Source organism: Promicromonospora kroppenstedtii DSM 19349, from assembly GCF_000515355.1.
Lineage (GTDB): Bacteria > Actinomycetota > Actinomycetes > Actinomycetales > Cellulomonadaceae > Promicromonospora > Promicromonospora kroppenstedtii.
On sequence record NZ_KI911621.1, the window covers coordinates 15,577 to 29,018 of the forward strand.

Annotated in this window: 13 protein-coding genes and 1 tRNA gene; 13 read left to right on the forward strand and 1 reads right to left on the reverse strand. The window is 66.6% G+C overall.

Features of this window, described 5'->3' with window-relative positions; all coding sequences use genetic code 11:
- The 10 genes from PROKR_RS05160 to PROKR_RS05205 form a co-directional block, all read left to right on the forward strand.
- On the forward strand, window positions 1-740 hold a 740-nt coding region (locus PROKR_RS05160), incomplete at its 5' end, for a substrate-binding domain-containing protein (RefSeq protein ID WP_051432686.1).
- 20 nt (window positions 741-760) lie between these two features.
- A complete protein-coding gene (locus PROKR_RS05165; protein WP_084800252.1) occupies window positions 761-1,129 on the forward strand; it encodes a nuclear transport factor 2 family protein in 369 nt (122 codons plus the stop codon).
- Between the two features lie 129 nt (window positions 1,130-1,258).
- Window positions 1,259-1,329 (forward strand) — tRNA-Gly (locus PROKR_RS05170).
- A gap of 191 nt (window positions 1,330-1,520) precedes the next feature.
- Complete coding sequence (locus PROKR_RS05175) at window positions 1,521-2,915, forward strand: site-specific integrase (RefSeq protein ID WP_051432688.1); 1,395 nt, start codon at window positions 1,521-1,523, stop codon at window positions 2,913-2,915.
- 64 nt (window positions 2,916-2,979) lie between these two features.
- A complete protein-coding gene (locus PROKR_RS05180) occupies window positions 2,980-3,399 on the forward strand; it encodes a helix-turn-helix domain-containing protein (RefSeq protein WP_036960201.1) in 420 nt (139 codons plus the stop codon).
- An 814-nt stretch (window positions 3,400-4,213) separates the two neighbouring features.
- Window positions 4,214-5,467, forward strand: a complete 1,254-nt coding sequence (locus PROKR_RS30530) for a hypothetical protein (RefSeq protein ID WP_157601890.1) — start codon at window positions 4,214-4,216, stop codon at window positions 5,465-5,467.
- A 63-nt stretch (window positions 5,468-5,530) separates the two neighbouring features.
- Window positions 5,531-5,872, forward strand: a complete 342-nt coding sequence (gene cutA, locus PROKR_RS05190) for a divalent-cation tolerance protein CutA (RefSeq protein ID WP_036960203.1) — start codon at window positions 5,531-5,533, stop codon at window positions 5,870-5,872.
- 2 nt (window positions 5,873-5,874) lie between these two features.
- The gene (locus PROKR_RS05195; protein ID WP_157601891.1) at window positions 5,875-6,867 is read left to right on the forward strand and encodes a helix-turn-helix domain-containing protein; all 993 of its coding nucleotides are present in this window, start codon (window positions 5,875-5,877) and stop codon (window positions 6,865-6,867) included.
- A gap of 144 nt (window positions 6,868-7,011) precedes the next feature.
- Window positions 7,012-8,088: an HAD family hydrolase gene (locus PROKR_RS05200; RefSeq protein ID WP_245605709.1), complete on the forward strand. Its 1,077-nt coding sequence runs from the start codon at window positions 7,012-7,014 to the stop codon at window positions 8,086-8,088.
- Between the two features lie 171 nt (window positions 8,089-8,259).
- Window positions 8,260-9,228, forward strand: coding sequence for a radical SAM/SPASM domain-containing protein (locus PROKR_RS05205; protein ID WP_157601892.1), 969 nt, complete (start codon window positions 8,260-8,262; stop codon window positions 9,226-9,228).
- Between the two features lie 2 nt (window positions 9,229-9,230).
- On the opposite strand, the gene PROKR_RS05210 is transcribed toward PROKR_RS05205, so the two are convergent.
- Entirely contained in the window at window positions 9,231-9,953 is a 723-nt protein-coding gene (locus PROKR_RS05210; RefSeq protein WP_051432692.1) for an AAA family ATPase, read from the reverse strand.
- Window positions 9,954-9,988: 35 nt separating this feature from the next.
- Between PROKR_RS05210 and PROKR_RS05215 the strand changes: the two genes are divergently transcribed.
- From PROKR_RS05215 to PROKR_RS32445, 3 genes are all read left to right on the forward strand, one after another.
- On the forward strand, window positions 9,989-10,822 hold the full coding sequence (locus PROKR_RS05215) for a phosphotransferase (RefSeq protein WP_036960206.1): 834 nt from the start codon (window positions 9,989-9,991) through the stop codon (window positions 10,820-10,822).
- A gap of 604 nt (window positions 10,823-11,426) precedes the next feature.
- A complete protein-coding gene (locus tag PROKR_RS05220) occupies window positions 11,427-12,194 on the forward strand; it encodes a DUF1883 domain-containing protein (RefSeq protein ID WP_036960209.1) in 768 nt (255 codons plus the stop codon).
- 269 nt (window positions 12,195-12,463) lie between these two features.
- Window positions 12,464-13,417, forward strand: coding sequence for an ABC-three component system protein (locus PROKR_RS32445; RefSeq protein WP_157601893.1), 954 nt, complete (start codon window positions 12,464-12,466; stop codon window positions 13,415-13,417).
- Window positions 13,418-13,442: the final 25 nt, after the last annotated feature.

A 13,442-nucleotide genomic window follows, 5' to 3' on the forward strand; every position in this document is an offset into this window, starting at 1 on the left:
GGGGCCTGCGGCTCACCGAGGCGGGTCGCCTCCTGGCCGACGGCGGCCGGGAGGTCTCCCGGACGGTCGCCCAGGTGCAGGCGCGGTGGGACGAGTTCATGGGCTCGGCGTCGGGCACGGTGCGGGTGGCGACGCTGCCGAGCGCGGCGACGGTGCTGCTGCCGGGGGTGCTGGAGCGGCTCGCCTCGACGGGGGTGACGCTGGAGTGCACCGATATGGACATCGCGGAGTCCGAGTACTCGGAGATGGTCGCCGACCACGACATCGTGATCGGGCACAGCTTCACCGGGCCCGTGCCGGCCGGAGCGGGGCACCTGGTGACGGCGGCCCTGCTGCGGGAGCCGCTGGATATTGCTCTGCGCGCGGGGCATCCGCTTGCCTCGAAGACGCGGGTCACGGCGCGAGACCTGGTGGCCTACGAGTGGTACGGCGTACCGCTCGGGTACCCGTTCGACGGGCTGCGCATCGCGGTCGAGACGACCGCGGGGCAGCCCGTGCGGGTGGCGCAGCGGCTGCGGGACAACCGGCTGATCGAGGCCCTGGTGGCCGCGAGCGACCGGGTGGGAGTGCTGCCTCGGTACTCGACGGCGCCCGGTGCCGGGCTGGTGCTGCGGCCGGTGCACGGAATGGACGCGGCGCGCTGGATCGTGGCGATCCTGCGGCCCGATCATGCGGAGCGGTTGGCCGTGCGGACGGCGCTGGAGGCGTTCCGGGCGGTGGGGCAAGAGGTGGTGCGCTGACGTCGTGGGATGCTGCGTGAATGTCAGCTCAAGAGGTCATGGAACGGCTCGCGGAGGTCATTGACGGGCACCGGTGGGACGACCTGCCGAGCCTGCTGGATCCCGCCTTCACCTGCCGTTACGTGCATACGGGTGAGACCTACGGCGCCGACGCGTGGGTGCGGCTCAACGCGGAGTACCCGGGCTTCCAGAACCTGCGGCTCGAGGACTGCGTGGCGGACGGCGACCGCGCTGCGGGCCGTGCGCATGTCACGGGGATGTCCGACGGCGAGCTGGAGCACTTCGAGGTGGCGACGTTCATCACCGTGCGGGACGGGCTCATCGTGGAGATGACGGAGGTGTGGACCGACGTCGGCCAGGAGGCGCCGGAGGGGACGCGGCCATCCTGAGGTGGCCGGCGGTCCGGTGGTGCGTGCGGTTCGCGGCGGCGCGGGCAAGGCGCGCCACGCGGGCGGAGCCGCTGACTGGGCGCGAGGTTTGCTAAGGTAACGCCCGCACCGTGCTTCGAGCGCGGGCTTGCGGGCGTAGCTCAATGGTAGAGCCTTAGTCTTCCAAACTAATTACGCGGGTTCGATTCCCGTCGCCCGCTCAGAGTGCGGAAGCCCAGGTCAGAGAGTGTTTCTGACCTGGGCTTCGTGCATTCTGGAGGGCTGGAAGCGGCGCCGGCTGGCCCTAAATGGCCCTAAGTCGCTCGCGGCAGGGCCAGGAGCCGGAGTCCTAATGTCCGCTTCACCCGATCCGCGGCCGGCCTCGTCTGGCGAGGCGCGCACACCTCGGAGCATGACCAAGCGTCCCCGCCGCAGCATCCGTCGCGCCTACGGCAACATCCGGCAGCGCGGCCCGAACCGCTGGCAAGCCAGGTACACCGGGCCCGACGGCGTGCGGCGCCCGATCGGCACGTTCGAGTCCGAGAAGGCGGCGAACGCGGCCCTGGCCCGCGTGCTCAGCGACGTCTACCAGGGCACCTACCGCGAGCCCGAGACGGGCGACGTGCCGCTGCGGGAGTATGCGCAGCGCTGGCTCGCCACGCGCGACCTCAAGCCCTCCACCCTCGACGGTTACGAGCGGCTGCTGCGGCGCTGGATCCTGACGCCACTGCCAAGCCCGGGCGGTGCGCGGCAGCTCGACCTCGGCACACTCCCCCTGCGTTCGCTGTCGCACACCATGGTGAGCGAGTGGTACGCAGCGCTGCTGGTGGCGACGGCGGAGTCTGCTGCGGAGTGGCTGGCCCGCGGTGGTGGGCCGAGCGATGCGGCGCACGTGCGGGCGTGGGCGCGGGCGGCTGGCCTGCCGGTCGGGGACTCTGGACGGATGCCGGCACGGCTGTGGGATGCGTGGCGGTCTGCCGGTTCGCCCGCCGCCGCGTTGGTCGAGTCGCGGCATGCTGGGACGGTGACCGGCCGCACCCAGGCCGCGCACGCCTACGCGCTGCTGCGGACGATCTGCGGTGACGCTGTGCGCGATCGGCTCATCGAGGCGAACCCGTGCAGCATCCGCGGCGCCGGCCAGACCCGGCCGGCCGAACGCGTGGTCCCCGGTGACACCGTCGTGGACGCGATTGCGGCAGCCTTCGACGGGCCGTCGGAGCGGTACCGCGCGGCGGTGATCGTCGCAGCGCATTCTGGCCTGCGGGCGGGCGAGCTGTTCGCGCTCGAACGCCAGCACGTCGAGCGGACGCCGCAGGGCGGTGTGCGGCTCAACGTGCGGCAGACGCTTGTGGACGTGCCGGGCAAGCCCGTCGCGTTCGGCCCGCCCAAGTCCGACGCTGGACGCCGCAAGGTCCACCTGCCGCCCGAAGCCGCCCGCGCCCTCCTGGCCCACCTGGACCGTTACACCGGGCCTGGTCCTCGGGCACTGGTGTTCGCCACGGCTACCGGGCGGCCGGTGCGCGGCGGGAACCGCTCGTCGATGTTCTCTCGCGCCAAGAGGCGTGCTGGGGCGCCTCTTGAACTCCGCTGGCACGACCTGCGACACCTCGCGGCGACCCGCGCAGCCGAGGCCGGGGCGACGCTGGCCGAACTGCAGCGGCGGATCGGGCACTCGACGGTCGCCGCCGCCATGGTCTACCAGCACGCCACCGACGACGGCGACGAGCGGCTGGCGGCACGGATGGCCGAGATCCAGGCCGCGAGGCGGGCGTCGAATGTCGTGGAGTTCCCTGGGCTGAGCGGGTGACCTAGGCCTGCCGCTGTCCGGCGCTCTTCCGCGGGGCCGGGCAGCGGCGGGTGCTTGGAGGTTGGTGCACACCTACCTGTCGATGACCGCGATCGGACAGGAGCGAGAGATGGATACCGAGGGTGTGCTGCCGTTTGCTATTGACGATCCCCTGCTCACAGCGGCCGAGGCCGCCGAGGTGCTGGGGGTGTCTCGCTGGTGGTTCGGCGAGCTGGTGCGTAGAGGGCGCGTCGGGCCGTGTGCGCGGATCGGTGGCCGGCTGCGAGTGCGGCGATCGGTGCTGGACCGCTACCGGGCCGAACAGGCGGGCGACCCTGAGAACCCGTACCTGACGTACGAGGACATCGGTGCGTATCTCGGTGTCTCGTCGTGGACGGCCGGGGAGCTGGTGCGGCGTGGGCGGCTAACCGGAACTCGGATCGGCCGACGAGTCGTGGTGCGACGGTCTGCGGTGGAGGTCTACATCGAGGCCTGCACGGGGTAGATCCAGCACTGGGCGCCGGGGCGTTCGCCCAGGTCGTACGGTCCCGCCAAATCGGCGGGACCGTACTTGTCCGTTTGTTTCTTGAAGTCCGTCGAGCGCGTGGCACGTCCTGACCCTCCGATCGGGCGGCGGCCGTTCTGGCGCGGCGGCCCCTGCCCGAAGCCGACATCGACACCCGGACCAAGTAGTTTCGGCGCTGCCGCCTGACGCATCTGCCCAGGTCGTATGGTCCTGCCAATTTGGCAGAACCATTGTTGTCCGGTTTGTTCTCCCGACCGGCGCAGACAGTGACGCGTCGCAGTTCGGCAGAACCCCAGGTCACGCGGCGGTGCCAAATTGGCACCACCGCGGCTGTCCGGATTAGCCCTAAGGACCGTGACAGCTGCCCCTCTGACCCCGTGGTGTGCCGGAGCGAACCCGCAGGTCGCGCGGTGGTGGCGATTTGCCACTACCGTGCGTGTCCGAGTTAGCCCACATACATCTGCACCTGCCTCTGCAGGACGATCTGCGCCCACGTACACGTCCATACGTCGAGGGTGACGAACGAGCGCGCGCTCTGCGCACACCAAGATGTCCGCACACCAGGGTGTGCGGACATATCTGTGCAGGTCAGGTGCGCGCACCACTTTGATGCCCTGAGGTCCCCCACGGCGGTGACGTTTGTCTTCGTAGACGAACCCGGAGCACTCCTCGGGGATCGCATCGGTGATGGCGCCGGCCTGTCTGAACACGGGCGCGTGCGGAGCGGACCAGCGTCGGCCAGGCCCTGTACTCTCCGGCTCACCGCCGGTGCTCGGAGCGAGAGAAGGTACAGATGATCATGAACGCCGACGGCCCCTGGACGGTGGCCGCACGGTTGGCTGCTGATCGCGAGCACTCCGGTCAGAAACACGGCGCTACCGATGACGGCGGTACCGACAGGCGACGCGCTGAGCAGCGAGGGCGAAGCCGTCTGATGGATGCGCTTGCACCATTGGCAGCTGGTGACGACGGCATCCGCGGAGGGGACAGCGAGCTCTGGCGGGCAACGATCAGTAGTTGGGTCGATGACGAGGCACCCTGGGCATGGTCGTCCTGGAGCGTCTTCAGCGCCGCAGAGGCAGAACTGCTGAAGGACGTCCAGACCATGATCATGGTCTCTCGATACGAGATCGCCGGCCTCGGCCGTAGCGATCCCGTGGCGTCCAACTGGGCACGACGGATCCGTGAGCTCGCGGCGCCGGCACTTCACGTGATGAACGCACGGGGTCGGTTCTCCGACGAAGACGCGGAGACCGAACCGAGCGGACCTCGCGTCGACATGCACGACAGGGATCACGCGCCCGTTGCCGAGGTCGAGATCCCGTCCGGGGCCGTCGTGGATTCCACGGTGGTGTGCCATCACCAGTTCGGCATGGGTGTCTGGGTCGCGGATCATGGCCAGTTCGGTCACGTGAACGTCCCAGCGATCCGGGATGGGAAGATCCGCGGCGTCGAGGACTTCCCGGCGATAGGTGCGCGGGTTCGAGCGGTGGTGCTCGGGTACAGCGGGCCAAGCAGGCAGCTTCGCTTGTCGACAAGATCGTCGGACCTTCCCGGATTGACCGAGCATGGCAAGGCGTTGCTGCGGCAGATCGTTGAGGCGGTCGGTGCCGGAGACGTGGATGTCGACGATGAGCACGACCGGTGGCGGGTGTACTGGGATGCCGTGCCGCACGAGGACCTACGTGTGCTCCTTAAGGAAATTGCCGGCGAGGGAGAAGGATTATCACGGCAGATCGTCGTCGAGGCCTTGAAGTATGTCGACGAGCTCGAAGGGCGCACCTGGGTTGACCTGCTGCCGCAGGGCCAAGGCCGCGACTTCGCGGAGCGTCGTCTGCGGGAATGGGCGCTCATCCGCGATCTCGTGGAGCGTCCACGAGAGATCGCAAGCGACCTGCCGGATCTCACACCATGGTGCCAGCGTCGACTCATAGAGCGGGTGACCTCGGACCTTGTCCTGAGCGACCTCGCCGAGCACGGCTTGTCCAAGAAGATCCGGTACGGAGCCAGGGAGAAGCGCGCCGGTCGGTGGAAGGGCTGGGCGTGAGGAGCGGCGTGGACCTGATCGGAGCGAGGCGTCGCGGCGGGAGGACGCGGGTACGCTCGTTGCATGGCGAGCAACCCGGTCGACATCGAGTTCGTGCAGGTGGCTACAACATTCGATGCCGTGGAAGAGGCCGAGGCCCTAGCCACGTCTGCTGTCGAGGCACGGCTTGCGGCATGCGCGCAGGCTGAAGGTCCGATCACGAGCGTCTACCGCTGGGACGGCGCAGTGCAGAAGGACAAGGAATGGCGCGTCACGTTCAAGACGACCGCTGCCCTCGCGGACCGGCTCACCGAGTACATCGTGCGTGAACACTCCTACGATGTTCCGGAGGTGCTGGTGACACCCGTGATCGGCGGACACCAGAAGTACCTGGAGTGGGTGCAGAACGAGACACAGCAGGAGTGATCATGCGCGTGGTCGACCCGAGATTTGCTGCAGCGCTGCGCCGTCTCCGGACCGAGCGCGGCATGTCGCTGCGCGACCTAGCGAAAGCGTCGTTCATCGGCAAGTCCACAGTGTCGGAACTGGAGAACGGGCGCATGCGCCCGAGCGCCGACATGGCTGCTCACCTGGATGACGTCCTGGGCGCCGACGGCGTACTGGCTCGGATGGTCATCCAGTCCGCGGTGGCCGACGAACACGCAGCGCGACTCTCCGATGTGACCGCACGCCAGTCACGCGTGGACGGCGCGACGGTCGCGGCCTTGGCCGCGGTCCTGGCTGCCCAACGCCACTTGGACGACGTGGTCGATCCGCACATGATCGTGTCCTCGACTGCTGTTCAGTGCTCCGCCGTCGAAGCGTTGGCGAAGGACGCGACAGGACCGTACGCGGTCGAGGTGCGTCGTCTAGCCGCGGAATGGACTCAGTTCCTCGGGTGGCTGTATGCACAGACGCGCCTGGATGCCCAGGCCGTCGAGACCTTGCGACGGGCCGTGGCGATGGCTGATGAGATCGGTGATGGCACGTTGTCATCGCAGGCAAAGAACTACCGGGGGTACGTGGAGCGTCGCCGGCAGAATCCCCGAGGGATCGCCCGCCATTTCCAGGCCGCGTACGAGACGCCGGGTGCGGGCGATCTGCACCGTGCGGACTCCGCCATCCAGGCAGCGCAGGGCATGGCCATGCTCGGCGAGATCTCGGCTGCGACTCAGATGATCAACACTGCTGAAGATCTGATCGCGTCCTCGGAACGCGACGAGGCGGCGCCGTCGACCTACTGGCTCACACCGACGTGGCTGCAATTTCCCCTCGGTTTGGTGCACCACGCCCTCGGGAACGACCTTGATGCCGTCGACAACCTGCGGTCCGGGCTGGACGCACTGCCGGATGAGTGGATGGCCGCAGGCTGGAGCAGCGAGTACCGGCGCACTCTCCTCCTTGCCGAGCAGGCGGCCTGACAGAGAGTTCCGGACACCGAACCCTCTTCGCCGGACACCGAACGTCTCCCTTTCCTGCGGCAGGCCTGGCGTACTGGGAGCATGCGAAATACAGCCCTCAGGACGCAGACAGCGACGGCAATCGGAACCGCCCCGCGTTACCTGGTGGCGTTGGACATCGACGGCACTCTGATAGACAGCAATCGACGGATTCCAGCCGGGACAGTCGAGGCGCTGGATCTGGTCCGTGCGGCAGGCCATGAAGTCGTGCTCGCCACAGGCAGATCGCTGGCGGGGCTGCTGCCGATCGCCACCAGGCTGGGGCTCACGCAGGGGTGGGCTGTGTGCTCCAACGGTGCCCTGACGGTTCACCTGGATCGGACCGCGCCGTCGGGCTACGACGTCGTCGAGGCGCGCACCTTTGACCCCTCACCCGTCATCGGCCGAGCTCTGGACGTTGCACCGGGCGTGCGTGTCGCGGTTGAGGAGGTCGGATGGGGGTGGCGGACTAGCAGCGCATTTGATCCGGACGAGCTGAACGGCGAACAGAAGAGAGTCCAGATTTCCGAGCTGAAGGCACGGCCCGCAACCCGGATCGCGCTCAATGCGCCTGAGATCCGCCGACACATGAGTGCCCTGCGCGCCACGGAAGTCACCGTCGCCCCGCAACGACCCGACTGGCTAGACATCACCGCGCCGGGCGTGAACAAGGCCGTCGCGCTCGACGTCGTCCGCACCCACCTGGGCGTCCCAGCGGTCGCGGTCGGGGATGGCATCAACGATCTTGACATGCTGGCCTGGGCCGATCGCTCCGTCGCGATGGGACAAGCGCCAGCGATCGTGCGCAGCGCCGCCGACCAGACGACCGGCACGATTGACCAGGCTGGTGTGCTCCCCGTGTTGGCCACGCTGGTGCCTGCAGTGGATGGCGCGTTGTCACCGTTGGCCGCGCAGATCGCCACCGCCGAACGCACGACTCCCGGCCCTGTGGTGCTTCGGGTCTGGCACGGGGCTGGACCGGACCTTGCTCGGTGCGAAGTCTGGACCTTGCGGGGCGGTCGTTGGGTTCGGCATGCGCCGATCCCGTCCGGGATTGGGGCCACAATGCGCGCCATCGAGACCGCCTCGTTGGAGGCCGGGCTGCCCTATCCGCGTGGGGATGAGGGCCGCCGCCGTGCGCAGTGGCGCAGCTTCACCAATGACGGGCGGGCTGGGTTCGAACTCCCGCTGAGCGCCCTCTGACGACCAGTCCGCGTTGATCTTGCGGCTGGGCGCACCCCTGTTCTGCCTCACGCAGGACCGCTCGCCGTAGAGCCCGCCTCCCCCGGGGCGGGTAGCCAAGGCGGGTCGGGATCATCGCCCTTGGTCCCGGCCCGCGCCCCCAGGCACCACCGACACCACCTGGAGGAACAGATGACCGCAACGACCGAACCACCCGCCGTCACCCGAGCGACCGGCCTGGACTTCGTCTGGTTGGAGATCACCGGCAAGTGCCAGCTGGAGTGCATCCACTGCTACGCCGAGTCCGGCCCCACCGGAACGCATAGCGCCATACAGCGCACGGACTGGTTGGGCGTGATCAACCAGTGCGCCGACCTCGGCGTCGAGATGGTGCAGTTCATCGGCGGCGAGCCAACCCTGCACCCCGACCTCGCAGATCTGGTCGAGTACGCCCTGGACCATGGCCTGGAGGTCGAGGTCTTCTCCAACCTCGTCCACGTCTCGACACGCATGTGGGACACGTTCACCCGCCCCGGGGTGCGGCTGGCGTGCTCCTGGTACTCGAGCGACCCCACCCAACACCAGCTGATCACGGGCCGGAACACACACGCCCGCACCCGCGCGAACATCAGCAAGGCCCTCGCCCACGGCGTCCCGCTCCGTGCGGGAGTCATCGGCATGCTCGACGACCAGAACGTCGCTGCGGCGACCGCGGAGCTGGAAGCTCTTGGAGTGGCCAATGTCGGGATAGACCATCTCCGACAGGTCGGGCGTGGCATCCGCGACCGAGACGCTACGGTGGCCGAGCTGTGCGGCGGCTGCGGCGACGGCGTTGTAGCGATCGGCCCCGACGGCGCCGTGTGGCCGTGCGTCTTCACGCGGTGGATGCCGGTTGGGAACGTCCAGGACACCCTCCTGAGCGACATCCTCGATGGGCAGGCGCACACGGTCGCGACTCAGGAACTGCGGGCGGAGTTCGACCGTCGTACCGAGCCGCATGCGTGGGGGTGTGGCCCGGACTGTCAGCCGAACTCGAAGTGCAACCCGATGTTTCCCTCCTGTAACCCGCAGGCGTGCAACCCGCACGACAAGACCTGTTCCCCGAACTACAAGAAGCCCGGCGAGCCCTGCAACCCCTGGCGGTGCGGACCCACCAAGTGACCTCAGCTCTCGTAGAACGCCCCAGGCGAGCGCAAGAACCTGCGCCACAGGTTCACCGAGGCGAGGTCCTCCCACTCACGCTCACCAATTCCCTCCTCGGTCAGCTCGATGAGTTGGGCACCGGGGATGGAGGCCACGAGAGGTGAGTGAGTGGCATAGATGACCTGGGCACGGTGCTCGGTCACCAAGTCCTGAAGCCGGTACAGCAGCTGCAGGGTGGACTCGAACGACAGCGGCCCCTCGGCCTCGTCAAGCAGATAGAGGCCAGGGCCGCTGAACTGACCAGCGATGGCCTGGAGATAGGACTCACCATGACTGACTTGCCACGACGCGTTCCCATACCCAGGCACGCCGTAGCCGGTCATGCGCCCGAGCATCTCGTGCGCTGTCTCAGCCCGCAGGAAGAACCCGGTCGCGTTGCTCTTGGTCATGAACCGGCCCGCCAACGTGCGCTCCAGGGTCAGCACCTTGCCCAGCGGGCTCATCTCCTGGTTGATCGGGTAGTCACGACCGCTGTGCCCGCCGCGCACATCGATGCCGTACTGCTCGGCGACCGCTTCCAGCAGGGTGGACTTGCCCGTGCCGTTACCCCCGACCAGGATCACGATGTCGCTGGCGAACTCCAAGCCCTTGTCCAACAGCTGCCCGATCGCCGGGACCGTCCACGGCCACACACCACGATCAGCCACCAGTCCAGGGTCCACACCCACCCGTTCGATCAACACCCCAGCAGGCTATCGACGTCGGCACGGAGAGGCACATGACCAACGAGCACCGCGAACGGCTGGCCGCCTACCTGCGCGACGCCGCTGACCGCCTCGGAGTGACGATCGAGGGCAAGACCGTGCACGGGCTCTACGACCGCACCATCGCCGCACCCGTGTCTGGGCCGGCCTGGCTCAGGCTCACCACGGAACAGCCGAGATGGGCCGCCGAAGACACCATGTGGGACGGCATCGCCACGGCGACAGGTGAGCCGTTCGCCGGCATCCCGATGCCCCAGCACCTGCGGTCCGACGTCTGGACCGACGACGGCCTCGTCGTCCGCGCCGACCTGCTCACCTACGTCGGCCAGCAGGCAATCAGTACAGGACTCGTTCTCGACCGTGACGTCGATCTAGGTGACCGCTGGTGGCAGGCGCTGCATACCGGACTGGAGCCTCTTCAACGCATCACCACAACCAAACGCGTGGGCGCAGACCCCCGCGAAGAATCCTTCCGGAACCACTTTCTCGCGTCCTTCGGGGCGAAGATCGACCCCGAGCGCGTCGAGATGGCCATGTCCCACGGCGACCTGCACTTCGGGAACCTCACCGCACCGGAACTGATCATCCTGGACTGGGAAAACTGGGGATGGGCACCCACCGGCTACGACGCCGCACACCTCCTGTGCTCCGCGATACTCCAACCATCGGTTGCTGCCAGGGTGCAAGCCGAGTTCGCCGACGTACTCGACACCTACTCCGGAGCCGTAGCAGTGCTCACCGCGGCATCCAAGTACCTCCACCATGTTGAGAGTGGCGAGTTCCCAGACGTCGCCATTCCAATCCGGCGTTGCGCCGAGGCCGCAATCCGCGACCGACTCACGGCCTGAGTGGGCAGACGTACGTCCAACACGACCGAAAAGCGACAACCGCTGCCTACAAAAGGAGGCTCTAGGCTGACCGGGCCGCCACCATGTCAGACAGGCGCTGCTGGTGGGGCGAGGAGATTTGAGCCTCTGGCCTTCTCCCGGTGAAGCGAAACTCTTCGACGCCCGCAGAGCCGTCTGACGAAGCGATCGCGATCGCCCTGGTGAGCTTCAGAAACGGCGGAGTCTCGCCGTTTCTGGAGGGCTCCGGACCAGCCTCACATGGATGGGCAATCGTCCGCAAGCGCGGGCGTTCATTGCCACAGGACCCGTGTCACCACGCGTGTCACAGTGGCAATCGTGTCACGAACCGTGTCAGCCCTGGCCAACTCGCAAGCGTCCGGCCGACCCTCTTCCAACGCCAAACTACTGTCGGGCGATTGCGGCGTTGCCCGACATCGTGGTCACCGACGACCCCGTAGTGGTGGGCACCGCGGTCGGGGGTTGGGGAGGGCGACCGCAGGCAGTCAGCAGGTTCACCCCTACAGTGCCGAGCCGATGTCAGTGGTCCGGAGGACACTCCTCTCATCATCACGATGAACTGATTTCGGATCGGAAGGGCGTTGCCGTGAACTTCTACAAGTACCAATGGAATGGGCTCAGGAAAGGGGCGACGATCGTCGTCCAGCTGAGCACGGGCGCCAACGTTCGCCTCATGGACAGCACGAACTTCAACGCGTACAAGGCTGGCAGGAACCACCGATACATCGGTGGCTTGGTGAAGAAGAGCCCGCACCGCATAGTGGTGCCTCGCACCGGAACGTGGTACCTGACGATCGATCTCGCTGGGCTCCGAGCGACAAGCGTGCGGCACTCCGTCGAGGTCGAGCCCCCCTCTCTGCCGACAGCCAGAAGTGCTGCGTTGCCCTCACTGGCCGGCATCCAACACGATCGAGCTCCGGTCGTACCAGACGACGACGGTGAGACGTGGGACGTCTTCATCTCGCACGCGAGCGAAGACAAGGAGGCTGTGGCCGAGCCGCTCTACAAGGAACTGACCGAGTTGGGCGTCAAGGCGTGGCTCGACAAGGGCGAGCTGAGGATCGGTGACAGCCTGCGCCGGAAGATCGACTACGGTCTCGCCCACAGCACGTTCGGCGTCGTCGTCCTGTCGAAGCACTTCTTCGCCAAGGGCTGGCCGCAGTATGAGCTCGACGGGATCGTGGGAATGAGCGTCAGCGGAGAGCAGCGGATGCTGCCTGTCTGGCACGAGATCTCTCGCGACGAGATCGCTCGTCAGTCACCATCGCTCGTCGACAAGATCGCCCGCAACACCGTCACAAGCACCATCGCGGAGATCGCCGCAGAGATCGCAGATGTCGTACGCGCGGCCTGAATGGACAGTAAGTCCAGCAGGTCAGCGGCGAAGATGGGTGGGTGGGCGCCTGTTGCGCGCAGCGCGCACACCCCCGGAGCGCGGAGGTCCCCCGCCGTCCGGACGGCCCAGAGCACCGCAAGCACGCCTTGAGACAGTAGAGAAAGCTCCCACGACCTGCACTCATACATGGCCAAACTCACCCGCACCGGAAGGTCGGCGCAAGCTGTCAGGACGCTAGTCTAGGCGAGCGACCTCGCAGATCGAACAAGGATGCCGACGGAGGTGACATGCTACTGACGCCGAACTGGCGCGATTGGTATCACTTCCGCCACCAGCAGGAATGTTTTAAGTCGGGCACCGCATTTGAGGACTATGTGTCTAAGGTCCTAGAGCTGTATCACGACGACTATGTCAATCCAGCACCAGCTGGAAGCCTGGGGGACGGCGGCTGCGACGGTCTCGCCGAGTCGGGAAGCATCTTCTACGCTTGCTATGGCCAAAGGCCGGGACGCCTCGCTGAGCGTGAACTAGCCACGAAGATCCGAACTGATTTCGCACGCGGACTCTCGGAGTGGGACTCTTTCCACACATGGAAGTTTGTGACGAACGCTCCAGTAGGTCCGGAAGCGCTAAGAGCAATTACAGAGATTCAGGTCCTGCATGGACCAGCAACAAATAGACCACTAAACATCCGATACATTAATAAAGAACGCCTTTGGAAGGATGTCGTCGGCACGTTTGATTTGGAAGTTCTCAACGAAGTATTTCCGGGCGCGCCCGGTATTGAGAACGTGGAACTCGCAGACCTCGTTCCATTGCTTGATAGTTTAGGGGCCGAGAGCGCGGCGATCGACACCAATTATGCGGTGCTTCCCGTACCCATGACCAAAATGGATTACAACGAGCTGCCCGAGCATAGCCGGCTAGAGTTTAACGCAGGCAGGCGCCTCGCTCTGCGAATCGACCGATGGTACGGCGAACTTTCTGATCCTGGAGTTTATGATGCCAATGGGGAAAGATTTCGTTCTCTATACCAGTCGGCCCGGGCGGTTACGAGCGTACCGGCCGAGATCCTTGAGCGGCTGTACGTTTCGATCGCGGGGCCGAATTTCCGGATGGACGGAAAGCGCGCGAACGCGGCGTTCGCGGTCGTCTCGTACTTCTTTGACTCCTGCCACATATTTGAGATGCCACCCCAAGCCATTGAACACGAGGAGGGTTCTGGTGCTGCTGCCCACTAAGGGCGTTTCGCCCGAGCGCGCCCTC

Bases quoted from the DNA above. Each gene is read 5' to 3' on its own strand.
- PROKR_RS05165 (WP_084800252.1), top strand. From the start codon at position 761: ATGTCAGCTCAAGAGGTCATGGAACGGCTCGCGGAGGTCATTGACGGG.
- PROKR_RS05175 (WP_051432688.1), top strand. From the start codon at position 1,521: ATGACCAAGCGTCCCCGCCGCAGCATCCGTCGCGCCTACGGCAACATC.
- PROKR_RS30530 (WP_157601890.1), top strand. From the start codon at position 4,214: ATGATCATGAACGCCGACGGCCCCTGGACGGTGGCCGCACGGTTGGCT.
- cutA (WP_036960203.1), top strand. From the start codon at position 5,531: ATGGCGAGCAACCCGGTCGACATCGAGTTCGTGCAGGTGGCTACAACA.
- PROKR_RS05195 (WP_157601891.1), top strand. From the start codon at position 5,875: ATGCGCGTGGTCGACCCGAGATTTGCTGCAGCGCTGCGCCGTCTCCGG.
- PROKR_RS05205 (WP_157601892.1), top strand. From the start codon at position 8,260: ATGACCGCAACGACCGAACCACCCGCCGTCACCCGAGCGACCGGCCTG.
- PROKR_RS05215 (WP_036960206.1), top strand. From the start codon at position 9,989: ATGACCAACGAGCACCGCGAACGGCTGGCCGCCTACCTGCGCGACGCC.
- PROKR_RS32445 (WP_157601893.1), top strand. From the start codon at position 12,464: ATGCTACTGACGCCGAACTGGCGCGATTGGTATCACTTCCGCCACCAG.